The sequence below is a fragment of the Flavobacterium artemisiae genome (assembly GCF_042678225.1).
Classification (GTDB): Bacteria; Bacteroidota; Bacteroidia; order Flavobacteriales; family Flavobacteriaceae; genus Flavobacterium; species Flavobacterium artemisiae.
This window is the reverse complement of the sequence record NZ_JBHUDZ010000016.1, coordinates 583005-606876: the sequence shown is the minus strand read 5'-3', so window position 1 is coordinate 606876 and position 23872 is coordinate 583005. Positions and strand designations below refer to the sequence as shown.

Annotated in this window: 17 protein-coding genes; 3 read left to right on the top strand and 14 right to left on the bottom strand. The window is 35.9% G+C overall.

All coding sequences use genetic code 11. From position 1 onward, the window contains the following. Nucleotides 1-86: 86 nt before the first annotated feature. The 14 genes from ACFSC2_RS18900 to ACFSC2_RS18835 form a co-directional block, all read right to left on the bottom strand. Complete coding sequence (locus ACFSC2_RS18900) at nucleotides 87-2453, bottom strand: FdhF/YdeP family oxidoreductase (protein ID WP_379815903.1); 2367 nt, start codon at nucleotides 2451-2453, stop codon at nucleotides 87-89. Nucleotides 2454-2496: 43 nt separating this feature from the next. After that, nucleotides 2497-3369: a formate dehydrogenase accessory sulfurtransferase FdhD gene (fdhD, locus tag ACFSC2_RS18895; RefSeq protein ID WP_379815902.1), complete on the bottom strand. Its 873-nt coding sequence runs from the start codon at nucleotides 3367-3369 to the stop codon at nucleotides 2497-2499. Nucleotides 3370-3481: 112 nt separating this feature from the next. Further along, complete coding sequence (locus tag ACFSC2_RS18890; protein ID WP_379815901.1) at nucleotides 3482-3997, bottom strand: DsbA family protein; 516 nt, start codon at nucleotides 3995-3997, stop codon at nucleotides 3482-3484. Nucleotides 3998-4007: 10 nt separating this feature from the next. Then, nucleotides 4008-4460 carry a redoxin domain-containing protein gene (locus ACFSC2_RS18885; protein ID WP_379815900.1) on the bottom strand — a complete coding sequence of 151 codons (453 nt, stop codon included), beginning with the start codon at nucleotides 4458-4460 and terminating at the stop codon, nucleotides 4008-4010. Further along, nucleotides 4444-5157, bottom strand: coding sequence for a YoaK family protein (locus ACFSC2_RS18880; RefSeq protein WP_379815899.1), 714 nt, complete (start codon nucleotides 5155-5157; stop codon nucleotides 4444-4446). Before ACFSC2_RS18880 ends, ACFSC2_RS18885 begins: the two co-directional genes overlap by 17 nt. Before the next feature lie 5 nt (nucleotides 5158-5162). Next, nucleotides 5163-6209, bottom strand: a complete 1047-nt coding sequence (locus ACFSC2_RS18875) for a cupin domain-containing protein (protein WP_379815898.1) — start codon at nucleotides 6207-6209, stop codon at nucleotides 5163-5165. Between the two features lie 256 nt (nucleotides 6210-6465). Then, a complete protein-coding gene (locus tag ACFSC2_RS18870; protein WP_379815897.1) occupies nucleotides 6466-7017 on the bottom strand; it encodes a putative antibiotic biosynthesis monooxygenase in 552 nt (183 codons plus the stop codon). Between the two features lie 42 nt (nucleotides 7018-7059). Then, nucleotides 7060-8028 (bottom strand): NAD(P)H-quinone oxidoreductase, encoded by a 969-nt coding sequence (locus ACFSC2_RS18865; protein WP_379815896.1) that lies wholly within the window; start codon nucleotides 8026-8028, stop codon nucleotides 7060-7062. A gap of 11 nt (nucleotides 8029-8039) precedes the next feature. After that, entirely contained in the window at nucleotides 8040-8501 is a 462-nt protein-coding gene (locus tag ACFSC2_RS18860) for a lipocalin-like domain-containing protein (RefSeq protein ID WP_379815895.1), read from the bottom strand. A gap of 51 nt (nucleotides 8502-8552) precedes the next feature. Next, nucleotides 8553-9110 (bottom strand): hypothetical protein, encoded by a 558-nt coding sequence (locus ACFSC2_RS18855; RefSeq protein WP_379815894.1) that lies wholly within the window; start codon nucleotides 9108-9110, stop codon nucleotides 8553-8555. Nucleotides 9111-9418: 308 nt separating this feature from the next. Continuing rightward, complete coding sequence (locus ACFSC2_RS18850) at nucleotides 9419-11632, bottom strand: ATP-binding protein (RefSeq protein ID WP_379815893.1); 2214 nt, start codon at nucleotides 11630-11632, stop codon at nucleotides 9419-9421. An 84-nt stretch (nucleotides 11633-11716) separates the two neighbouring features. Continuing rightward, the gene (locus ACFSC2_RS18845; RefSeq protein WP_379815892.1) at nucleotides 11717-12412 is read right to left on the bottom strand and encodes a LytR/AlgR family response regulator transcription factor; all 696 of its coding nucleotides are present in this window, start codon (nucleotides 12410-12412) and stop codon (nucleotides 11717-11719) included. A 46-nt stretch (nucleotides 12413-12458) separates the two neighbouring features. Beyond that, entirely contained in the window at nucleotides 12459-12932 is a 474-nt protein-coding gene (locus ACFSC2_RS18840; RefSeq protein ID WP_379815891.1) for a Dps family protein, read from the bottom strand. Between the two features lie 463 nt (nucleotides 12933-13395). Then, nucleotides 13396-17463, bottom strand: a complete 4068-nt coding sequence (locus tag ACFSC2_RS18835) for a hybrid sensor histidine kinase/response regulator transcription factor (RefSeq protein WP_379815890.1) — start codon at nucleotides 17461-17463, stop codon at nucleotides 13396-13398. A 740-nt stretch (nucleotides 17464-18203) separates the two neighbouring features. On the opposite strand from ACFSC2_RS18835, the gene ACFSC2_RS18830 reads away from it, so the two are divergent. Genes ACFSC2_RS18830 through ACFSC2_RS18820 form a run of 3 tightly spaced genes read left to right on the top strand, consistent with a single transcriptional unit; the run spans nucleotide 18204 to nucleotide 23857 of the window. After that, a complete protein-coding gene (locus ACFSC2_RS18830) occupies nucleotides 18204-21146 on the top strand; it encodes a SusC/RagA family TonB-linked outer membrane protein (RefSeq protein WP_379815889.1) in 2943 nt (980 codons plus the stop codon). Between the two features lie 10 nt (nucleotides 21147-21156). After that, entirely contained in the window at nucleotides 21157-22764 is a 1608-nt protein-coding gene (locus ACFSC2_RS18825) for a RagB/SusD family nutrient uptake outer membrane protein (RefSeq protein ID WP_379815888.1), read from the top strand. Between the two features lie 25 nt (nucleotides 22765-22789). Next, a complete protein-coding gene (locus ACFSC2_RS18820) occupies nucleotides 22790-23857 on the top strand; it encodes a SusE domain-containing protein (protein ID WP_379815887.1) in 1068 nt (355 codons plus the stop codon). The last annotated feature ends 15 nt before the right edge of the window (nucleotides 23858-23872 follow it).

The following is a 23872-nucleotide window of genomic DNA, read 5'->3' as shown; positions in this document are numbered from 1 at the left end:
GACTTACAGGTTGTATAATTTACAATTGAATTGAATTGGCTCTTTCTGGAAAAGTATCAAAGGTGAATATTAAAGTGTCAAAAAAGTTAGATTTGTTTTATATTTTCATAAATGGCGGGATCGTGTTTTTTTACTTTTATCTTCACGTATTTTGATGCTGGCATATTGCTTTCTTTTACCACATTATTTACAGAAACTAAAACATTGGTTTCCGGAAAATAAGTAACCGCATTTCGCTCTGGAATTTGGTACGGAACTATAATAAATAAAGGTGCAATCCTGACGATACCATCATCATAGTTAAATAAATCTACTTTTTCTCCAGACTCAAATCCTCCTTTATCAATATCATTTTGATTCATAAAAATAACTCTGCGTTCATTTTTTATGCCTCTGTATCGATCGTCCATGCCATAGATCGTCGTGTTAAATTGATCATGTGTCCTTGTTGTAGCCATCAAATATTCATCTGGGCCTAATGCATTGTAAGGAAGTTCCGTTAAAGTAAAAGCCGCACGATCTGCTGTTTCTTTGGCATTGAATTTACCATGTCTGGGAGCATTCGGAAGGTAAAAACCACCTTTTTCCCTTACTCTTTGATTGTAATTTTCAAAACCCGGTATGCAATTTTCTATTGCTTCTCTTACGGCATCATAACTATCATGATAGCGCTGCCAGTTAATAACGGTTTTGTTTTCCAGTGTGGCAGCAGCCATACGGCAGACAATTTGTGTTTCATTTATCAATTGATCTGATATTGGCTTAAGTACACCTTTGGAAGACTGCACGACACCCATAGAATTTTCTGTACTGATAATTTGCACTTCATTGTTTACGATATCCATGTCACTTCGTGAAAAGGTAGGAAGTATAATAGATTCTTTTCCGTGTACTAGATGACCTCTGTTGAGTTTGGTAGAAACACATACCAGCATCTTTAATTTTCTAAATGCCTCTGCTGTATAAGTTGTGTCGGGCGCTGCAGATAGAAAATTTCCGCCCATACAGAACATAAACTTCACTTTTTCTTCATGGATCGCTTTTATGGTTCTTACTACGTCATATCCGTGATTTCTTGGCGGATTAAAACCAAAATATTTTTGTAAACGGTCTAATTGTTCATTTGTGGGTTTTTCATCAATTAGCATCGTTCTGTTGCCTTGTACATTGCTGTGTCCTCGAACGGGACAAACACCCGCTCCCGGTTTACCAATACTGCCTTTCAATAATAAAATATTAACGATTTCCCGGATCATATCAACGCCGTTGGGTTGTTGTGTTAGTCCCATTCCCCAGCAGACAATAATTCTTTTTTTGAAAGCAAGGATTTCCGCTGCTTCAATAATTAAATTTTTTGGTACACCTGAAAGAAAAGCAAGGTGGTCAAAATCTAAATTTTCAAATTGTTTTTGATAGCTCTCGTAACCTGTTGTTTTTTCTTTGATGAATGCGTGATCAAATACTTCTCCCGGATTTTTCTTTTCCAAATCAAATAATAAAATCTCAATAGCTTTTAGCAGTGCCATATCGCCATTTATTTTTATTGGAAGAAATAAATCAGCAAGTTTTCCACCTGAACCAATTATTCCTTTTACTGCCTGCGGATTATGAAATCCCATCAAACCAGCCTCAGGAAGCGGATTCACAGCAATTATTTTTGCCCCGTTTTTTTTACCTTTTTCTAAAGCACTCAGCATTCTCGGCGCATTGGTTCCAGGATTCTGTCCGATTATGACAATGACATCGGTATCATAAAAATCCTCCAAAGTAACCGTTCCTTTTCCAATACCAATTGTAGTTTTCAAAGCAGTCCCAGAGGTTTCATGGCACATGTTAGAACAATCGGGCATGTTGTTGGTCCCAAATTCTTTGGCAAAAAGCTGGTACAGAAAAGAAGCCTCATTGCTGGTTCTTCCTGAAGTATAAAAAGCGGCTTCGTTTGGCGATTCGAGCGCATTTAAATGAGAAGCAATTTTTGAAAAAGCATCTTCCCAGCTGATTGGCTGATAATGTGTTCCACCAACAGGTAGATACATGGGCTCGGTTAATCTTCCCATTTTTCCAATCTGATAATCATCTAGTTTTGAAAGACTGTAAACGGAGTTTTCTTTAAAAAAAGCAGCAGTAACTTTTTTAGTTGTGGCTTCTTCTGCCAAAGCTTTAGCACCATTTTCGCAATATTCACCCAAAGGAGACCGATCATCATCTGGATCCGGCCACGCACAGCTGGAGCAGTCAAAACCACCGATCTGGTTCATCTTAAACAAAGCTTTACCACCTCTAAGTACTGTTTTGTCTTCAATAAGATCGCTTACGGCAGCCAAAACCGCAGGAACTCCCGCCGCCCATTTTTCAACTTTTGTTAATTTTAGCTTGGAAAGCTGGTATGGATTTTCTGCTTCTGGCAATTTAGACGCCAAATTATCTGTGTTTGGTTTTTGATCTTCGTTCATTGCGTTTTGGTTTAATGGCTATTGGTAGAGGCCAAATTGTTTATTAAACATTTATAATTGAAGTTTGAGCCGCGAGATTGTAGATGTTGAATCTGTTCTCTTTCAGGAATCCTAAAAGGGTGATGTTAAATTCTACCGCAAGTTCGACAGCTAAACTGGACGGAGCGCCAATAGAGGCTATAATAGAAATGCCGGCCATTGCAGCTTTCTGAATCAATTCAAAACTTGCTCTTCCGCTAAGCAGTAAAATATGTTCCTTTAACGGTAACTGATTATTTGCAAGTGCGTTTCCGATTAACTTATCCAAGGCATTATGTCTTCCAACGTCTTCACTCAAAAAAATCAAATTACCATCCAGATCAAAAAGCCCCGATGCATGAAGCCCGCCAGTGGATGAAAAATCGCTTTGAGCCATTCTTAATTTGGCTGGTAAATTATAGAATAAAGAAGCAGGAATAGTTCTTTTAGATTTTGGTAAATCAATATAAGAACTCACCGTTTTTATCGATTGAATCGAACTTTTTCCGCAGACACCACAGCTTGAAGTGGTGTAGAAATTTCGATCGGTCTGCTGTAAATTGGGAATGTAATTTTCATTAAGGTCAACCTGAACAATATTTTGTTTTTGAGAAAGACAGTTCATTTTTACAGCATAGGCATCTTGTATTTCCTTAAAAGAAGCAATAATGCCTTCTGTAAATAAAAAACCAACTGCCAAATCAATGTCATTGCCGGGAGTACGCATGGTAACGGAAATATTCTTCTGGATCCGCTCTGTTTTTGGTCCGTACGAAAGCCTGATTTCAAGTGGTTCTTCAACAGAAAGAGTATCTAAAACAGAAGAAGATCCGGTGCCATCTATTCTTTCGACGCTTACATATTTAATGGAAACTAATTCCGAATAGTTTATTTCCATGACTTTGAAATTAAGGTTGTTACGTAAAATTAAATAAAAATAGTATCGAAAAAGAAACTTGGCTTATAAAACGAAGTGTTTTGTCCGACTTAATCCAGCCCTAAACAATCGCTTATTTTACAATTTCGTTCATTAGTTGTAAAAGATCTTCCGGTCCTCCGTTAAATTTTCTGCCATTAACAAATAGGGAAGGAGTTCCATTGACACCGCTTAAAACACCGCTTTCGAAATCGGAATCTATTTTGGCCGCTACTTCCGTTTTTTTGATATCGATATTAAACTGATGAGGTTCTAGCTCCAGTTTTTCTGCTAATTCTAATAAAAAAGATTCACTTAGATAATCTTGATTTTCGTAAATAGCATCGTGCATTTCCCAGAATTTTCCCTGCAATGCGGCCGCTTCTGCAGCAACTGCCGCCGGACGTGCATATTGGTGTATTTCGGATAATGGAAAGTTTCTAAAAACAAACTGAATTCGTTTTCCGTATTTTGACATCATTTCTTTGAGAACCGGATACGCTGCGCCGCAGTATGGGCATTGATAATCTCCATATTCAACAATGACAATATCTGCATTTTTTTTTCCTTGTGTATGGTCAGTAGTGCCGACCGCTGGTTTTAGTGACATAATTAAATTTTTAAAGTTTTTCTAAAGCTTCCAGAATTCCGTCAGCTCCCGGATTTATAGCCATCGGTGACAGGTAACTCCATTGAATAATTCCATTTTTATCGATTACAAAAAGTGCTCTGCCGCATTCGCCTTCTGCTTCGTTGTATGCACCATATTTTTTTGCGATTTCTCCTTTCGGTTCAAAATCAGCCAGAAGGGGAAAGTGCAGGTTTCTGGATTGTGAAAATGCCATGTGGCACCATTTACTGTCTACTGAAATGCCAAAAATCACGGCATCGTATTTTTTGAAAAATTGAAGCATTTCGTTATAAAGTGCCATCTGATCGCTGCAGACAGGACTCCAGTCGGCAGGATAAAATGCCAGAATCACGTTTTGTCCTTTAAATTCTGATAAGGTGATTTTTTGGTCGGGTGTGGCAAATAATGTAAAATCTGGTGCGGTATCATTTTTCTGTAACATAAGATTTAGTTTTAAAGTTAAAGTCGGTTAGCAGGAATGCACAAACGATTAATAGTATTGCAGGAAGCGTGAATGTCCAGTTTTTCAGGAATGGAAGTAAGACCGGTGCAATAGCTGTACCCAATAAAAAGCCTGTCCATAAGAGAAATAATCGTATTGCATTTTCTTTATATTGTTTTCTGTTTTCATCGTCAGTACTCATACTCAGCATGGCGGTATTTCTTGCCAGGCTGTTTAACGTTCCGGTGACGAAATCGGTATTTATTTTCTGGTTTCCGACTGCTGTTACGATAGTATTCATAATTCCTGTTGCAAAACCAATCACGGCCACAGCAGGCAGCGTTTGAACAGGATAATAATAAGAAACAGCAGTATATCCAATCAACAGAAATGCAACGATATAAAAAGGTATTGTCTGACTTTTGGTTTCCTTCCACAGTGATAAGCAGGTTCCAGAATAAATTCCAAGTACAAAACAGCCGATTACGGTTAACGTGGTTGCAATTACTGCTGATTTACCATTAAAAAAAGCAACGCCTAATTGGGTGGTATTTCCACTCATAAACGAGACATAAATTTTCCATTTAAGAAGTCCTGCCGCATCCAAATATCCCGCAATAAATGCCAGAAATACGGCTAGTTTTTCCTGTGATACGATTGAATTACTTAACCGTGCAGATTGTTTATCAAAAATCAAAACAATTACTTTTGAGGTTGAATAAACAATTTGCTTTTAGGAAATTTCTCGATTTCGCCTTCAGCCAAACCAAAATTGGTTACAACTACATCTTTCGGATTACCAGATAGCCATTCACTTAAATCAATAGACTGATAAACCCCGCTGTTAAATCCGATTAAGATTTTGCAGACCGTATCTCCGGTATTTTTTATATAATGTCCGGCACCCATTGGAACATAGCCCACGTCTCCGGCGTTAAACCGCTCGGTTACCACTGTGCTTTCTGCTAAGAATACCGACATTTCGGCCTGACCGGAAATATAATACTGCCATTCATCAGCATTTGGGTGCCAATGCATTTCTCTTAAGGCGCCCGGCTGTAACTCAATTATAGATCCTGCCATCGTTGTACTAATTGGAAATTCTTTACTGGTAACCAGTCGCTGCAGACCGCCGCCCGGAATTATTCTTGGTTGTTGCGAATGTAAAGGATAGCGGTGCAAATTAGTCAGTTCGATATCGGATTCTTCGGGACGTGGTAACGCATTAAATGATAATTCGTCGGGAACAATTCCAGCTGCAAAATAGGCTTCTTTTTGAGGTAAGGCCGCAACTTCTTCTAAAGTAATTCCAAGATTTTGAGCTGCAATTTCGGCAGGTACAGAGGAAATAAAATCGGTAACACTGAAAGTATGGTCTTCAGAAAAATTTCCATTATCAAAAATTAAAATAAAATGACATTCTTCCGTTCCAGTTGCCTGTATAGAATGTCCGTAACCTTTTGGAAAGTACCATACATCACCAGGCTCAAAATTGTCGGTGTAGCTATGTCCGTTTGGATGAATTATAGTGGTGCGTACAGTTCCCGAAATAACATAAGCCCATTCGGCTGCGTTAGCGTGCCAGTGCAGTTCGCGCATGCTTCCGGGCTGCAGGCGCATAGAAACTCCGGCGATTCCGATCGAAGCTGGAAAATCTTTTACAGAAGCTCCTCTGGTTGTACCCCCTTCATTGGTACGCGGCTCTTTTTTTTCTAACTCGTATTTAAAACTTAATGGTTTGGTATTCATAATGATAGCTTTTAAGGATTAATTGTTATGGTTTTTAATTCTATTGTAAAGCTATTGAAGAAAGCCCCGATCTTTCTTTCAAATTCGGCAGAAAGGCAGAAAGAGTCGTTGAATTTTAGTAAGAGAAAACCTGATGGGTTTTCTGGGATTTCTCAGAAGGTTTTTAGGAAACAGGGAAGTCATTCTGTTTGGGATATAAAACAAAAAAATCACTGTGTATTGCAGTGATTTTCTATGATAAATACGGGCGATCCAATTATTTATACAGCCATTTTTTGATGATTTTAGTATAATTCGGCATTACAACAAATACCATTAAAAAGACGATGCAGGCAGAACTGATTAGCGCTTCGAAAAAATGATTTTTAGGTATCTGCAGAAAACTTAAAAAGGGAAGTGTTACTAACGGGATTAAAAGTGATAACGGATAAATAGCCGACCAAGTTACAAGAAATTGTTTCCAGCGTACGGGAACTTTATTGTTTTCACTTTCATTAGAAAAAAGAAAATCCAAACCTGACTTTATCTGGTAATTATCATTTTTCCGGAATAAAGGATTTGCTTTTTTAATCCACATTTTTCTCTCTTCAGAATTCATCCATGTTTTAAGGTTTTCAATAGTATCAAAACGGATAATTACCGTATAAACAAAAGTTAAATGTGGAATTGGTCTGACAATCTGAAGATCAATAAAGCCATTTGAGTGTTTGGTAACAGGAAAAATCTCGTCCAGCCATTGTTCATATTGCTGTTCTTTTCCGTCCAGAATATGATGTGAAATTACTACAGAGGCACCTTGATTTTCCATAATGCTGTTGGTTTGGTTTTAAAATATGAAATATTAAAAGGATTAGCGTACCAGTATAATCTTGCCCGTATGTCTGCTTTCTTCCAATAAAAGATGTGCTTCCAGAGCTTCTGTGAAAGGAAAAGTTTTAAAAATAATCGGTTTAAACTGTTTGGATTCGATTAAAGGCCAGACGTTTTTTTGTACTTCCTGAGCCAGCTGTTTTTTAAAATCATATTCCCTGCTTCTTAATGTACTTCCGGTAACGGTCAAGCGTTTTGTCATCACTTTCCAGAGATCAAGATCAACATGACTGCCGCTGACAGCATTAATATAGACTAATTGGCCTTCGGGTTTAAGTATGTTTATGTTTTTACGGAGATAATCACCGCCGATCATGTCTAAAATTACATCAACACCCTGATCCTGAAGAACGGTTTCAAAGTCCTCTTTTTTGTAATTAATAAAAGAATCTGCTCCAAGCTCCAGACAATTTTGACCTTTTTCCTCAGAACCCACCGTGACAATGACACGGATTCCTAAAGCATGTGCAATCTGTATTCCAGTAATTCCAATGCCGCTGTTTCCGCCATGAATTAAAAGGGTTTCTCCAGATTTAAGAGCACCTCTTTGAAAAACGTTGGACCAAACAGTAAATATCGTCTCTGGTAGACTGGCAGCCTCGGCAAAAGTCAACCCGTTTGGAATTGGCAGACACTGACCTTCGCGTACTGCCACATATTCTGCATAACCTCCGCCTGCAAGAAGAGCACAAACCTGATCCCCAATTTTAAACGCTGAGGCATCCGGGCCGCATTTAACGACAATTCCAGCGACTTCCAAACCAGGGATTTCTGCAGAAACTCCGGCGGGAGCAGGGTAGTTTCCTTCACGCTGGAAAATATCGGAGCGGTTTAATCCTGCTGCTTTTACTTCAATTAATATTTCGTCTCCCGTTATTTCTGGAGTTGGATATTCCTGTAATTTCAATACATCGGGAGCCCCGGGCTGGGTTATAACTATTGCTTTCATGTGGTTAAAGATTAATGGTTTGTACTGGATTTTTCCGCTTTTTTCCAAGTGAGTTTATGGGTTACTAATCGGGAATTACTCCTAAAATTTTCAGTTTCCAAATGCAGTAATTCATTCTCAAAGTAGACTTTCCTGTTCTGAGTTTGGTTTCTCCATTTTTGGAACAAAGAAATGAACATGGTATGGCTTACTATTTGTTTTTCTTCATCTATCACAAAAGGCCCTGAATAAGCCAGATATGTGTAATGATCGTCTGTTTCTTCGTTGCTAGAATCTTCTGAATTCTTTGAGTCCAAACTTTTACTTTCATTATTCATAATCTGCGCCGACATATATCCGTCGCGATTGTAAATAATCAGGCCTTTGGGGTTTCTCCCCATCGGATAGATAGTTGTCCCGCCATCTAAAGGTACTTCAAGCAATTCAACCAGCGTCCACGAACCGATTATTTTTTCGAATAAATTTCTTTTCATAATGTTTAGAAATAAAAAGAGCGCACCTTAGCGCGCCCGGTTTTTACTGTCTTAAAACGGCTGATTGTATTGACCTGTTAACGCTTTGTTTTCGATGCTTTTAGCAAAGTTAGGCGTTTCCTCATGATTGTGAGCGTCAGAAGCGGCTTGTCTGGAAGCGGCAGCTGCGGCAAGATCAACTCCGTGTCCTTTTAAGTATTCAAACATTTCCGGTGTGGCTGTTGCATGAATTTCATTCGTATAGAGACAGCTGTTCTCATCGATTTTAGTAACCTTAAGTTCCCATAAAACCTGAACTTTGGTACGACCGTTCTGTGTAATAGAATCTGAAACGGAAAGCATACGACAGTAATCCGGACGGTGAACCGTTGCGACATAATGCTGCACCATTAACGTATCTCCGATAGTTTCTACGTTAATAGACATAGGCTGACCGTCATAAGTGCTGGTAATGCCCGCGCCAATGTGCTGGGTAGAGCAGCGCTGATATTCTGCATCTGGAAGGTTTAAAAGCCAGTCTGCGATGTTTACTTTTTCAATTGGTGCATTGATTACTGCTGTTACTGCTGAGTGTGATAATGCGTTTTCTTTGGTTTGTTGGATTTCCATAATTCCTATAGTTTTAATGTTATTACTGAAGTAAAATTACCTTCTTAAAGCCTTGAAACAGTACACTTTTCATCGAATAGGCAGAAACACTCGTTTAAAAAGCAGAATGAATCGTTTTACTATTTTTATAGTTGAAAATGAAAAGAGGAAAATTGAAAATAATGGATAATAAGACGAAATTATAAGAAGTAATGGAGTGGATTTACTTCAGCTGATTTCAAAAAAAAGAGACTGTCTTTTAAGGACAGTCTCATAAGTGTTGAATTAATTGTAAGATGATTTCTAAATTGAAAGTGTTGTTTTCTGCTTTATTTTGAAAGTGTTTCTAAAAAGATTTCAGCTTCACAAAGTGATAATTTCAGAATGTTTTCTACATCCTCTAAAAGCAGCTGTAAGGCAGCATTTTTTTCTTGTGCCATTTCTAAAATGTCTAGCTTTTCTTCTAAAAGTGGCAGCAAACCCATTATTGCAGCACTGGACTGCAGATCGTGTGCCCTAAGTTTCACCGTTTTAAAATCTTCATTCTGATAAGCCGTAATAAGCTGTTCCAAATGTCCGGGCACGTTAGTAATAAACTGATGGGTCACGGTTTGCTCAAATTCGTTATTACCAGCGCTTACAGACCGCATATAACTTAGGTCGATATATTGAAAAACAGGATGAGAATCCGGAATTTTATTTTCTATTGATTTGGAATCTTTCAATCCGAAATCCGATATCAGTTTAAAGAGTTCTTCTTCTTTGATGGGTTTTGAAATGTATTCGTTCATACCACGGCTCAAACATCTTTCTCTTTCGCCAGGAAGCGCGTGCGCTGTCATTGCAATGATTGGCAGATCCAGTTTCAATATTTCGCGTATGTGCTGTACCGCGGTATATCCGTCCATCTGAGGCATTTGTAAATCCATAAGTACCAAATCGCAGTCTTTTTTTCTAAGATATTCTACCGCTTCCAAACCATTCGAGGCCATATCAAAATCAATATTCCACTGCGAGAGTAAATGTTTCATAAGACTTTGGTTAATGGCATTGTCATCTACTACTAAAACTCTCAAAGCGTTACTTGATAAATTTTTAAATTGGTCGACGGTCGCAGCTGGTATTGAATTGAGCTGTTCCTCGGCAATTTCATACGGAATATAAAAACTAAAAGTCGTTCCTTTTCCCAATTCACTGTTTACTTCAATATCACCATTCTGCAATAAAATCAGTTTTTTTACAATTGACAATCCAAGGCCGGTGCCGCCGTAATTTCTTGTTGTAGAATCTTCGCCCTGATTGAATCTTTCAAAAACTTCATTAAGTTTCTCTTTATCAATTCCAATTCCGGTATCAGTAATTTTGAAGCCGATAAATACCTGATTTGTATTTTGTTGTTTGTTGTAAACTTCGATAGTTACAGAGCCCTGATGGGTAAATTTTATAGCGTTTCCGATAAGGTTTACCAGTATTTGTGTCAGACGGGTTGCATCACCGATTAAAGTATCTGGAATGGAGCTGTCTACTTTACTGGAAATCGTTAGTTTTTTTTCTTTTATTCGTTCTGAGAAAAGTGTTTCAACCGAATTCAATAAGCCGCTGATACTGAATATGCCTGGAGTAATTCGCATCATTCCTGCTTCGATTTTTGACAAATCAAGAATATCATTTATAATAGTCATTAAATTTTCTCCGGAACGTTGAATAGAAGCTACAAATTCGGCAGCGGTTTCATCTAAATTCCTTTTCTGAAGTAAATTGGTAAAGCCCAAAATACCGCTTAAAGGCGTTCTGATTTCATGGCTCATATTGGCTAGAAAATTTTCCTTAGCCTGTGCGGCAACCGAAGCTTTTTTTTCAGCGATATCCAATTCTTTAATCAGGAAATGCTGTCTTCTAAACTGTTTCACAATATGATACCCAATTACAGCACCACTTAAAACTAGTAAAACGAGTAGTGAAATGTCGTATAATTTAGCTCTTTGTCCCATTTCCAGACTTAAGTCGCTGAGATCAACCATACGCAACTGGCGTTTGTGATAAATTTTGGCTGTAATATCGGTGATTTCATTAGAAATTATTCTGGCACGCGGATTGGCAATAGAGCTTTCATCATCCATATTTCCAACGGAATCATAGCGGTGAAGCAATTTTCCTTTCGTGGCCATTTTATCCTGGGCAAGAACTCCGAGTCTCTGGATTAGCTGTTCTTCTTCAGGATCTGAATTGTCTACCGACAGCGAATCCAGAAAATTTCTAATCTGTTTAATTTTCTGGTCAATGCCTTCCAGATGTGTAGTGTCATTGGTTGCAATAGAAGCCCTGATTCTGCTTTCAACACCCAAAATATCGCGGTCGATTTCTCTCAAATGATTACTCGATCGCAATTCATTTAAAAGTGTATTATTGTTTCTGATGAGCTCTTTGGTATTTTTAGCCGAATTAATCTGTACGGCTATCAGCAGCAAACTGCATAAAATAAAACTGCTGATTATAAAATAGCTAAAGCGTTTATTGCCCATTACAGTAGACGTATTTGTCATAAATGAAAGTATAAATAAATTGTGTTATCCTAAATTGGATGCGACAGCATGGCAACACATTACGCGGCAGGTAAACCAGAAAATTTAAAACACATTCATTCTGGTGTTAAGTGCTTTACGGTAAGCATCGGCAACGGGAATGAATTTTTTGTTAATCATAATTCCGCCGTCCTGAAGCGTGTCAATCTTGCTAATCGAAACAATATAAGAACGATGTACTCTGATGAAAGCGTCTTTTGGCAGACGTTCTTCGGCGGTTTTCATTTTACCATGAATTGCAAACATTTTTTCTTTGGTATAAAATTTCACATAATCGCCCATAGCTTCGGCGTATAAAATATCATCCATTTTTAAGCGTCTTGTAATATTAGAATCCCTCACAAATAAAAATTCTTCTTTACCAAATTCTATATTTTCTTTCCTGCTTTCTATTATAGACTGCACTTTACTAACTGCCTGAAGAAACCTTGCTGGAGTAATTGGCTTTAAAATATAATCTGCAATATTCAGTTCAAAAGCTTCAAGCGCATATTCTTTTTTAGAAGAAGTGAAAATGATAATGGTATCTTTTCCCGACAGGTTTTTGGTCAGTTCGATTCCAGTCATCTCGGGCATTTCAATATCCAAAAAAATCAAATCAACAGGATTTTTCTGTAAATGATGATAAGCCTCAATAGCATTTGTATATTCATTTACAATGGTAAGATTTGGAATTTGTTTGGCGAGATGAGATAAAGTGGTTCTGGCAATATCATTATCATCAACGATTAACGCTTTCATGGTATTTGGTTTTTGGTTCAGACAAATATACTTATTCTATATTATTCTATCTAAAGTAAGAACGGATCATCCAGGCCATTTCTTCGTGAATTTCTATTAATCCGGTAATAAAATCACTAGAACCGTAATCTTTATAATCGTTGGCAAAAGGAGTGATGTTGCCTCGTATGAATTCTATAATACTTTCATGATCGTTTAACAAATCTTTCATAAAACCTTGTCCGTCATTTGTTCTTTCGCTGTATTCGGTAAGATGTGTAAGTTCAAGATATGTTTTTAAGGATGCAGGTGCGTAATGTCCGATTTTACGAATACGTTCGGCAACGCTGTCAATAATTTCATCTAACTGTTTGTACTGGTTTTCAAAGAAAATATGATTCGCATGAAAATTATCACCCGTCACGTTCCAGTGTGCATTTCTTGTTTTGGTGTAAAGTACAAATTCGTCTGCCAATAGTTTTGTTAATTCATTTGAAACAGCCGCTGTGTTTTGTTCTGTAATTCCGATTTTTGCTTTCATGATCTAAAGTTTTAAAAGTTAGTGTGCAGTAAATTTTTGTTTACTGCTGTAAAGTTCGATAGAAAGCGGGTTTACGAAGTTCTGTTTTCGGTGAACAGGCAAAATGAGTCGTTAAGAGATATTTTTCAACTACAAATTATTATCGATTGTTTTCTGTGAACTCTCCCTAATAAAATTATGTTCTGCAAGATGTGGACATAATTGAAAACAATACTGATATAAAATTCTAACTATTTGAGTAAATAAGACGTGTGATGAATCACGGGTTCGCACCTCAATTATCAAAATAACTCTTTTTTAGATAAGTTAAAAAATTTTGTTTTTATCTGTTTACTATTTCAAATTGAGAGTTATTAGTAATTGTGATAAAAATTCATTCTTAAGGCTTTTCGTTATTGTTTGTAACAGCAAAATTTTTTAGCCAAATTGGGATTTGAACAGTAGTTTTACTTTTAAATTCTAGTTAAATCACATCTCTTTTCTGAATGACATTTAATTCCTTATTAAAAGAATTTCTATATTTTTTTATGTATTCAGACGGTTTTATACCGAACAATTTCACAAACTGCTGGCGGAAATAACGCTGATCTTCAATACCAACCTGAGGACCGACCTGTGCAATATTAATATTTTCAGTAAGCATAATCACGGCAGCCCTGCGTATTCTAATTGATCGTATAAAAACATTTACCGTTTCTCCTGAAATTGCTTTGATTTTTTTATAAAGACTCGAATGACTCATTCCCATTGCAGCCGAAAAAGTCTTTAGATTAAATTCGCTGTTTTCAAGATTAGCTTCTACTATTTCGATACATTTATCTAGAAACTCTTTGTATTCAAGAGGAACTTTATTTACGTTTTCACGAAGTGTTATGCTGTCTAAAAAATACCTGCGCAGCTGTCCTCTGTTTCTAAGAACAGATTCAACTCGAGCTAGAAGTATTTCACTATCAAAAGGTTTGGTTACATAATCATCTGCGCCTTCTGTAATACTCTGCAAGTGAATATCATTACTGGTTGTAGCCGTGAGAAGAATAACTGTAATGTGGCTCAAATCGTCATTCTGCTTGATTTTTTTACATAAATCCAAACCGTTCATGCCTTCCATAGCAATATCACTCAAGACAATATCTGGCATTTTTTTTTCGACAAGTTTTAATCCTTCAATACCATTAAAAGCGGTATAAACAATATAATTTTTAGAGAAAAGCTTTACCAGATATTGATTCATTTCGGGATTGTCTTCAACCACTAATAGTACTTTTTTGGTACTGATTAATGCTGGCTGTAGATTTTCTGGAAGTGATGATTGAATCACGCTTTCAAGTGTATTTTGGCGATCTGCAGGCATTCCATCAAGAAGTTCTCCCACAAGTGGCGACATATGCGGATTTTCGTTTATGTTCATTGCTGCAAAATGACTATTTCCTTTTGGAAGTGTAATAATAAACGAAGTGCCTTTTCCAACTTCACTTTTACAGTTTATTTCACCATGATGTTTATTCACAAAATACTTGGCAATGTATAATCCTATTCCAAAACCATTACTGGATTTTGATTGAATCTGCTTGAATTTTTCAAAAATAGTATCAATATCATTTGCAGCAATCCCGCTTCCAGTATCGGATACAATTATTGATACATCATTACTATTCTCCATTATTTCAATCGTTATGGAACCTTGATTTGGAGTAAATTTGAATGCATTTGAAATTAAGTTGAAAAGCGTAATTTCTATTTTTTCATAATCGCCATATATCTCTGTTGGCGTTTTTTCTTCAATAAATTGATAATTTAGATTTTTAGCTGCCGCCATCTGGGTAAAACTTTCGTAGATTTCTCGACAAAGCGCATTCAGATTGATTTTTGAAACTTTAAGTTCATCAAGATTTGTTTCTGCTTTTCTAAACAATAATAATTGATCTGTTAAGCTCAATAAGCGTTTGGCATTTTTGTAGGCAAGATTTAAATCAAGATCATCTTCCGTATTATTCTTTCGTTCAATTGCACTTTTAAGCGGATTTATAATTAAAGACAAAGGAGTACGCAGTTCATGCGCCATATAGGTAAACATAGAAAACTGTTTTTCGGCATGTTCCTTATCTTTTGTATGCTCCATTCGAGCCAGTTTTATTTCATAACGAAGTCTTTCTTTATTTTTATGATAATCAACGTAAATATAAATCGTTGCGATTGCACCAATTAGATACAGTGTATATGCCCACCATGTTCTGTACCAAGGCGGTAGAATTGTCACCGTTGCAAGTGCTACTTCATTGGTCCAATTTCCAAAAACATCAGTTGTTTTTACTTTAAAAACATAGGTGCCTTCGGTAAGTCTAGAATAATTGGCTCTGTTTTCTTTTGAGGTATAATTCCAGTTTTTATCCCAGCCTTCCAGAAAGTAAGCAGTATTGATTTTTTCAGAATTCACAAAATCAAGATAAACGAAATCAAAACTTAATGCCGATTTTTCATGAGGAAGTTCGACACTGCGAATCATTTCAAGTTTTTTTTCTGTGATGTAAGGGCTGTTCAATTTTAGAGACTGATTGTTTACCAATAAATCATTCAATAAAAATTTTCCCGTATTTTTTTTGTCTTTTATATTATCGGGATCAAAAACATTGAATCCGTTTATACCTCCAAAAATAAATTCTCCTGTAGAAAGTTTTGTACCAGCATTCCAGCTGAATTGATTGCTTTGGAGTCCATCAGTAACTCCAAAATTTCTAAAAATTTTATTCTTAGGATTAAATCTTGAAATTCCATGATAGGTGCTCATCCATAAATTGCCTTCTTTGTCTTCTAAAAGTCGAAGTATTGTATTGCTTGAAAGCCCGTTTTCGGTAGTGAATTTTTTAATATTTCTGGTTTTTCTATCGAATAATAGCAAACCGCCTTCAACAGTACCAATCCAAAGATTGTTGTTTTGATCTTCGGTTATGCATCTAATGTTATAATCAGAATGATAGTTTTTTACTTTTTTTGTTTTTGAATCAATCTCAAAAAAAGAATTGAATGTACCGCCCCAGATTTTCCCGTCTTTGGTTTCGTACAAACAAGTCACATCGCGCAGCGTATTGCTGTAACAGATGAATTTATTTTGTTTTCGGTCAAATTGATACAAGGCACCTGCGTTAGTTACAGCAAGCCATAATGTTTTTTTCGAATCCAAAAAGAGCAGCCAAGATTCCTGTTCTGCTTTTTTAGTGAATTGATTATAAATTGAAAAATTTTGAATGGCCTTTGATTTTGGATCAATTCGACAAACACCACCTTTCCACATAGCAACCCATATGGCATTATCAGAATCTTTTACGATGCTTGTAACAAAATTGCTCTGAATTTTTCTTCCAACAGCTGATGTTGTTGCGTATACATCATAAGTGTTTTGTTTTCTGTTCCAATATCGTATTCCGGCGCCATCAGTACCAATCCAGACATTTTTCTTTTCATCTTCACAAAAAGAAAGTATAAAGTTGGCAGCAGGATCTTCGTCTTCCTTATTGGTTAGCGGATCTTTACTTTTAAAATGATTAAAAAAGAGCGGTTTTTCCCCCATCATACTTACGCCGCCGCGAAGTGTTCCAAACCATATTTCTCCGTTTTTGCTTTCAAAAATATCATACAAAGATTTACTTTTAAGCAATGCAGCAGGACCGCTGGCACGATATGCTGCAGGCGTACTCTGATTTTTTATAAGGGTAAAAAGACCAGCTCCGTCAGTGGCAATCCAGAGTCTGTTATCCTGCTGATAGAAATCGCGTACGACTGTTTTTTCCAGAAAGTAATTTTTAGAATAAACATTCTGGCTTTCATTATATAAAAAAGCCCCTTCATCTGATCCAATCCAAAGACCCTCGCTAGTTAATTTAATACAATTTGCACCTGTAATGGTATTGTTAAGAAGCGAGAGTTTTTTTGATTTAAGATCATATTTGCAAAGACCAGTTCCCGTTATAAAAACATAGAACATTTGCTTTTTAGCATTATAAGCGATGGATCTTGCAATGTAATTTAATTTTCCATTGAAAGGAATTGCAGTTCCCGTTTTTTCGCCTTCTTTATAAAGTACAATTGCCTCTTTTGTAGCAACGAGAATGATGTGTTGAGAATTTACAGCAATTATTTCGTGGGCAGTAACATTTAAAGGTTTAACTTTTTTATTTGTATCATAATATTTCAATGGAGCAAAAGAAGTTCGTTCTGCATTAAAAACAACAGGACCTGCAGTGGTTCCTATCCAGAGATTATTTTCAGAGTCACCTTCAATACAGCTTATCGCATTTCCTTGGATAGAATTAGGATCTGTATGAATATGACGGTAAATTTTAAAATCGTTTCCATCATATCTATTCAAGCCGTCAAAAGTTCCAAACCACATATATCCATTTTGATCCTGATAAATTGAAGCAACCGAATTATTAGAAAGTCCTGATGAAATATCAAGATGTTTGATTGGCAGATTCTGTCCAAATGAGATTATAGAGAGAAGACCAAAAACAAGAAAGGACTTTAGCTTAGACATAGAATGTTTTTTAAAAAGCGCTGCTCTTTGATTTAAGATAAACGGAAGGTGCGATCTTAAACTGGATAAATTTTATATGAATAAATTTTGAATTTGAATACGCTGCGAAATTAATAATTTATTAAATAAGGTGTAAAAGCAACACTTGTTTTTTAGTACATTTTCAATTCATTTTAATGTTGAAAATTACGATTTTGAATACTTTGAAGGAAATAAACTGCAAAATACGTTAACTAAAAATTACCATATTTTTTATTATTAAATATATTATTACAGCGCCAAATATTTGTTTTGTCGTTTTTTTTAATGGAAAAAAATGACAAATATGTTTTTATTCAGTACTGTAGATAAGATTTTACGAAATTGTCCCCTTTTATAAATGAATTTTTCCCTGTCCTAAAAGCATCCTGTATCCTTAATTTGCAATGTCAGTCGATAAGCTATAACGTTTGAAATATTGATCTTTTATTTTGATCAAGGCAAATCGGATGAAAAAACTTAACTAATTATCATAACCAAAAAAAACTTAAACATGACCATTACTCAATCTAAAATTGTCACGGGAAACTTTTCCTGATTCTTAAAAACAGTGTAAGCTTATTATAATCTTAAGAAAAGATTTTTAAAGAACAATTCTCAAAAAAAGAGCCTTGTTTTCTTAAAGATTATATTTCTGCAATTCTCTTGCAGCGATCACTAATGAATAAAACCTAACTTAAAACCAAACCAATTAAAAAAGCATGAAAAGAATTAAAACCAAATTTTTACTTTTATTACTCTTGCTTCCTTTTTGTGTTTTTGCTCAAAGCACAATCAGTGGTGTTGTTCTGGAAAACGGCTCCAAGCAGCCCATACCCGGAGTAAACATAAAAGTGTCAGGCGCAAACATAAGCACCTCTACTGACTTTGACGGAAAATTTCAGTTGTCTGGCATAAAAGCAGATAGTCAGCTTACATTTTCTTATACTGGATATGTCAATCAAACCATTAAAACTGGCGGACAAAAAAACATTACAGTATATCTTGAAGAAGATAATACTCAATTAAAAGAAGTCGTTGTTCAGGTAGGTTACGGAAGCGTCAAAAAGAAAGATGCTACAGGATCTGTTACGGCACTTTCTACAAAAGACTTTAACAAAGGAAACAACATCACAACAGAAAATCTCCTAAGCGGAAGAGTGGCCGGTTTAACCGTAAACTCAACAGGAGCACCAGGTTCTAGTTCTCAAATTAGAATTAGAGGAGGAAGTTCTCTTTTTGCAAGTAATGACCCTCTTATTGTCATCGACGGATTACCGCTGGACAATGCTACCAATACAGGGTCTTCTTCCTTTTTAGCATCATTAAATCCAGCAACTGTAGAATCGATTACAGTTTTAAAAGATGCTTCGGCTTCAGCAATTTATGGATCTAGAGCTTCTAATGGAGTTATTATCATTACTACTAAAAAAGGAAGTAAAACACTATCTGTAGATTATAATGTACAATATGCTGCAGGTACACTGACTAAAACGGTTGATGTTTTTAGTGCAGATGAATTTAGAAGTGTTATCGCCGACAGAAGAAGTGATGATTTGGATAAATTGGGAACTGCAAATACAGACTGGCAGAGAGCAATTTACAGAAATACAGGAACAATAGATCAAAGTTTAGCAATAAGAGGAAGTTTGTTCAACATTATTCCAACAAGTTTAACTCTGGGAAATACAGATCAACAAGGACTTCGCTTGACCAATAATTTCAAAAGAAACACAGTTGGTTTAGTAATGAATCCAGCGTTTTTAGACAATCATTTAAAACTGAGACTTTCGGCGAATTATACAAACGAAATCAACAGATTTACTGATGGTGTCGAAGGTGCAGCAATTGGTTTTGATCCGACACAGCCAATAAAAGTAGAAGGAGCACCTTATGGTGGCTATTTTGAATATACTACCGGTATAGATGCCAATGGTAATTATCCGTTAGTATCAACTGCTGCCAGAAATCCTGTTTCGCAATTGTTGAATACTAATGATAGAGGAACAAGTGACAGAATTTTTGGAAATTTTGAGATTGATTACAAGTTTCATTTTTTACCTGCTTTAAGAGCAGTTGTAAATGTTGGTTTTGATGAATCGAATGGAGAAAGAAGAAGATTGGTTGGTGCTGATGCGGGTTCTGCTCCGTCTAACAACAATATTCCGTACGGGACAAACGAATATACAGAACAAACCAGAAGAAATAAATTATTAGATACTTATTTGGTTTACAACAAAACGTTTAATTCATTAAATTTTGAAATGACTGGTGGTTATTCATATCAAAAATTTCAAAGTTCAAAATTTGAAACAGGTAATATTTTAAATCCTGATTTACCATCAACATTCCCTGAAACAACATTGGATACAGATGTTGTTTTATTAGGATTCTTTGCGAGAACAAATCTAAACTTTAGAGACAAATATTTATTGACTTTGTCTTACAGAAGAGATGGTTCATCAAGATTTGAGGAAGCTAATCGTTGGGGGAATTTTCCTTCTGCAGCTTTTGCATGGAAAATCAAAGAAGATTTCTTTAAAGACAATAACACGTTATCTGACTTGAAATTAAGATTAAGTTACGGGATTACAGGACAGCAGGATATTCCTGAACCAAATGGATATCTTCAAAAATACCAAGTCGGAAGTGGAAATTCGGAGTACTATTTTGGCGAAAGCCCAGTTCCAGTCGCACTTCCTTCAAAAAGAACACACAATTTGAAATGGGAAGAAACTACATCTTATAACGCAGGTTTAGATTTTGGTTTTTTAGACAATCGTTTAGCGGCAGGAGTTGATGTTTTTTACAAAGAGTCTAAAGATCTATTAGTAAATGCAGCAATATCTGATGGAAGTAATTTTTCTAATCGTGTGTATCAAAACGTTGGAAGCTTTACCACAAAAGGTATTGAGTTCACGCTTAATGCTAATGCGGTTAAGACAAAAAATTTCAATTGGAATATGAATTTTAACTTCTCTAAGTTTGAAAGAAGAATCAAAAACTTGGTTAACGGAACGGATATCTTTTTAGGAGATAATATCGCTGGAACAGGAACTCCGGGGCAAATTTTTAGAGAAGGATTTACACCTTATTCATTCTACGTTTACAAACAAATGTATAACAACGAAGGGAAGCCAATTGATGGCGCTTTTGCAGATTTGAACGGAGACAACATCAAAAATGATTCAGACAAATACATTTATAATAATCCAGATCCAGATTTTACTTTAGGATTTGCGTCTAATATGAATTACAAAAAGTTTGACTTTTCATTCAACTTAAGAGCAAGTATTGGTAACCGAATTTTTAATGCTGTAGACGCGAGCAGGGCACAGTATGATGCTATGGAAAACGGAGGGGTTTTAAGTAATATTCCGTCTCAGGTATTAGAAACCAATTTTCAGACTACTTCAAACGTAGTATTATCAGATCTTTATATTGAAAATGCGTCATTTTTAAAATTAGACAACGTTACTTTAGGATACACTTTAAACAACTGGCTGAACAGCAAAGCTTCATTAAGAGTTTCAACCGGAGTTCAGAATGTTTTTGTATTGACAAAATACAGTGGTTTAGATCCTGAAATTACAAATAACGGTGTAGATAAAACGATTTATCCAAGACAACGATCCATATTATTTGGTGTTAATCTTAAATTCTAATTACGAAATCATGAAAAAATATATAGTAACAACAATAGCTGTACTGACTTTGATTTTTCAGTCGTGTACAGATGATTTGAATGTAGTTTCAAAAGATGATGATGTTCTTTCTTCAGATGTATTGTTTTCTACTCCAGAGGGATACAAAAGAGCATTTGCCGGAGTGTACGGAAATTTAACTTTGACAGGAGTACTTGGACCAGATAATTCTTCGCTGGAAGGGGTAGATGCTGGAACAAGCCAGTTTACAAGATGTTTGTTATACATGCAGGAATTAACGACAGACGAATTGGTTTGGAGTTATGAAAATGATGGTGGAACGGCAGAATTGCAACGTAATATCTGGACAGCTGCAAATCCTGTTATTTTAGGAATGTTTAGTAGAACAATGGTTTCTGTTTCTTATGCTAACGAATTTTTACGTCAAAGCACCCCGGAAAAATTAAGTTCAAGAGGAATTAATGATGCCGCAACATTGAAGGATATAGCGCTTTATCGTCAGGAAGTTCGTGTTTTAAGAGCTTACGCTTATTATAACATGATGGATTTATTTGGAAAAGCACCTATGTATACCGAAAATGATCCTGTAAACTTTACAGGTCCTGAATTTAACAGAAAACAATTATTTGAATTTGTTGAAACAGAACTAAAAGCAGTTTTACCTGATTTGAAGGCGGCCAGAACAAATGAATATGGAAGATTAGATCAATCTATGGCGCGAATGATTTTGGCTAAAATGTATTTGAATGCTCAAGTATATATTCAGGCTGATCGTTTTAATGATTGTATTGCAATGTGTAATGCAATTATTGATGGCGGTTATACATTGAAATCAAAATATTTAGACAATTTTAAAGCAGATAATAATACTTCTCAAGAAATCATTTTCGGAATTCAGTCGGATGGAGCAGTTTCTCAAAACTGGGGCGCAACAACTGTTCTAACAAACGGACAAATTGGGGCTTGGGAAAATAATGGTGCCGACTTCGGAATTGGAGGATGGACAGGAGCACTTAGAATTAGAAAGGAATTTGTTCAAAAATTTGACGGTGCAAAATTCAGTCAAGATACGAGAAATACAATTGGAAAAGGTGTTGCCGGCGATCCAGGAAAACAAAGATCTATTGATATTGATGATATTGGTGTAAAAACGCAAGGTTATATTTTATCTAAATTTTCGAATAAAACTTCAACAGGAGTTAACGGAATTAGCTCTACATATGCTGATACTGATTTCCCATTATTCAGATTAGCCGATGTGTATTTAATGTATGCTGAAGCTACTTTAAGAGGAGGAAACGGTACAATTTCTCAAGCATTAAATTATGTAAATGCTTTAAGACAAAGAGCAAACAGTAATTCAACTGTTGGAAACATTACTTTAGGTGAATTAACACTTGATTTTCTTATTGACGAAAGAGCGCGCGAATTACATTGGGAAGCACACCGCAGACAAGATTTAATTCGTTTTGGAAAATATACTGGAGGCTCTTACAACTGGGCGTGGAAAGGAAATTCTTCAAAAGGAATCGCTATTCCTGCTTATATGAGTGTTTTCCCGATTCCGGAAGGATCTTTGGGAGCCAATAAAAATTTAACTCAAAATACAGGTTACTAATTTTTTTAACTTAAACGATATACAAATGAAACTTATATATAAAATATTTATTGCGGTACTTGTACTGGCTGGATTTTCGTCTTGCGAAAACGAAGAAAATTTAATGATTTTAGAACCTCAAGAAGCTGCATTTTCTTTGATAACTCCAGAAGGCGGTTCTTCTACAATTTTAAATAAAGATACACCAAACAATACAGCACTAACATTTACATGGGAAAAAGTTAATTACGGAAACCCAACAATTGTAACGTATACTGTTCAATTTGCATCAAGTAACACAGAATTTGCAGCACCAATAGATATTACAACTTCTACCACTACTCATGCGACTATTACGGTAGCAGAATTGAATGCAAAAGCATTAGAACTTGGACTTAAGGCTAATGAAGAAGGGACAATTGACGTAAGAGTGAAATCTACGGTAGGAACAACACTTTCAGAACCAAAACTTTCTACGCCAATTACTATTAACTTAACTCCTTATAGAGGTGTATTCCCTAAAGTTGATTTGTTTTTAGTAGGTCCAGGTACTGCTGCAGGATGGAGTGTAACGAGCAATAATATGCCAATTTACAGAGATCCAAAAGAACCAGCAAAACAATATTATACAGGATTTTTTAATAAAGACGGATTTAAATTAATTGAACAAATTGGTTTCTGGGCACCACTTTACGGAACAAATGGAGCTAAAGTACAATACAGAGCTACAGAAAGCGACACGGATCCAGGTGTATTCCCAACAACGGCTTCAGGTTACTACAGTTTTGAAATTAACCTTGAAGAGTTGACATACAAAATTACACCTTATACAGGACCAATGACAACTTATGCAACTATTGGCCTAACAGGATCAGTATTAACAGGTGATGATGCGGGCTGGAACACAGAAGTTCCTTTGGTTAAATCGGCATTTGATTCGCACATTTGGAAAGTTACTCAAACATTAAAAGCTGGAAAAATGAAGTTTAAAGCTAACAACAGCTGGGATGTAAGCTGGGGTGATAATGGAGGAGATATTATTGTTGAGGCTGGAAAATATGAAATCTGGTTCAACGACTTAGATGGACGTTATATGTTTATACCAACTCCATAAATTGAATTGAAAATA

Excerpts from the sequence above, each read along its gene's own strand:
- ACFSC2_RS18850 (WP_379815893.1), bottom strand. The coding sequence starts at position 11,632 with ATGACAAATACGTCTACTGTAATGGGCAATAAACGCTTTAGCTATTTT.
- ACFSC2_RS18820 (WP_379815887.1), top strand. The coding sequence starts at position 22,790 with ATGAAACTTATATATAAAATATTTATTGCGGTACTTGTACTGGCTGGA.
- ACFSC2_RS18900 (WP_379815903.1), bottom strand. The coding sequence starts at position 2,453 with ATGAACGAAGATCAAAAACCAAACACAGATAATTTGGCGTCTAAATTG.
- ACFSC2_RS18890 (WP_379815901.1), bottom strand. The coding sequence starts at position 3,997 with ATGTCACTAAAACCAGCGGTCGGCACTACTGACCATACACAAGGAAAA.
- ACFSC2_RS18885 (WP_379815900.1), bottom strand. The coding sequence starts at position 4,460 with ATGTTACAGAAAAATGATACCGCACCAGATTTTACATTATTTGCCACA.
- ACFSC2_RS18870 (WP_379815897.1), bottom strand. The coding sequence starts at position 7,017 with ATGGAAAATCAAGGTGCCTCTGTAGTAATTTCACATCATATTCTGGAC.
- ACFSC2_RS18825 (WP_379815888.1), top strand. The coding sequence starts at position 21,157 with ATGAAAAAATATATAGTAACAACAATAGCTGTACTGACTTTGATTTTT.
- ACFSC2_RS18875 (WP_379815898.1), bottom strand. The coding sequence starts at position 6,209 with ATGAATACCAAACCATTAAGTTTTAAATACGAGTTAGAAAAAAAAGAG.
- ACFSC2_RS18855 (WP_379815894.1), bottom strand. The coding sequence starts at position 9,110 with ATGGAAATCCAACAAACCAAAGAAAACGCATTATCACACTCAGCAGTA.
- ACFSC2_RS18840 (WP_379815891.1), bottom strand. The coding sequence starts at position 12,932 with ATGAAAGCAAAAATCGGAATTACAGAACAAAACACAGCGGCTGTTTCA.
- ACFSC2_RS18830 (WP_379815889.1), top strand. The coding sequence starts at position 18,204 with ATGAAAAGAATTAAAACCAAATTTTTACTTTTATTACTCTTGCTTCCT.
- ACFSC2_RS18845 (WP_379815892.1), bottom strand. The coding sequence starts at position 12,412 with ATGAAAGCGTTAATCGTTGATGATAATGATATTGCCAGAACCACTTTA.
- ACFSC2_RS18835 (WP_379815890.1), bottom strand. The coding sequence starts at position 17,463 with ATGTCTAAGCTAAAGTCCTTTCTTGTTTTTGGTCTTCTCTCTATAATC.
- ACFSC2_RS18860 (WP_379815895.1), bottom strand. The coding sequence starts at position 8,501 with ATGAAAAGAAATTTATTCGAAAAAATAATCGGTTCGTGGACGCTGGTT.
- ACFSC2_RS18865 (WP_379815896.1), bottom strand. The coding sequence starts at position 8,028 with ATGAAAGCAATAGTTATAACCCAGCCCGGGGCTCCCGATGTATTGAAA.
- fdhD (WP_379815902.1), bottom strand. The coding sequence starts at position 3,369 with ATGGAAATAAACTATTCGGAATTAGTTTCCATTAAATATGTAAGCGTC.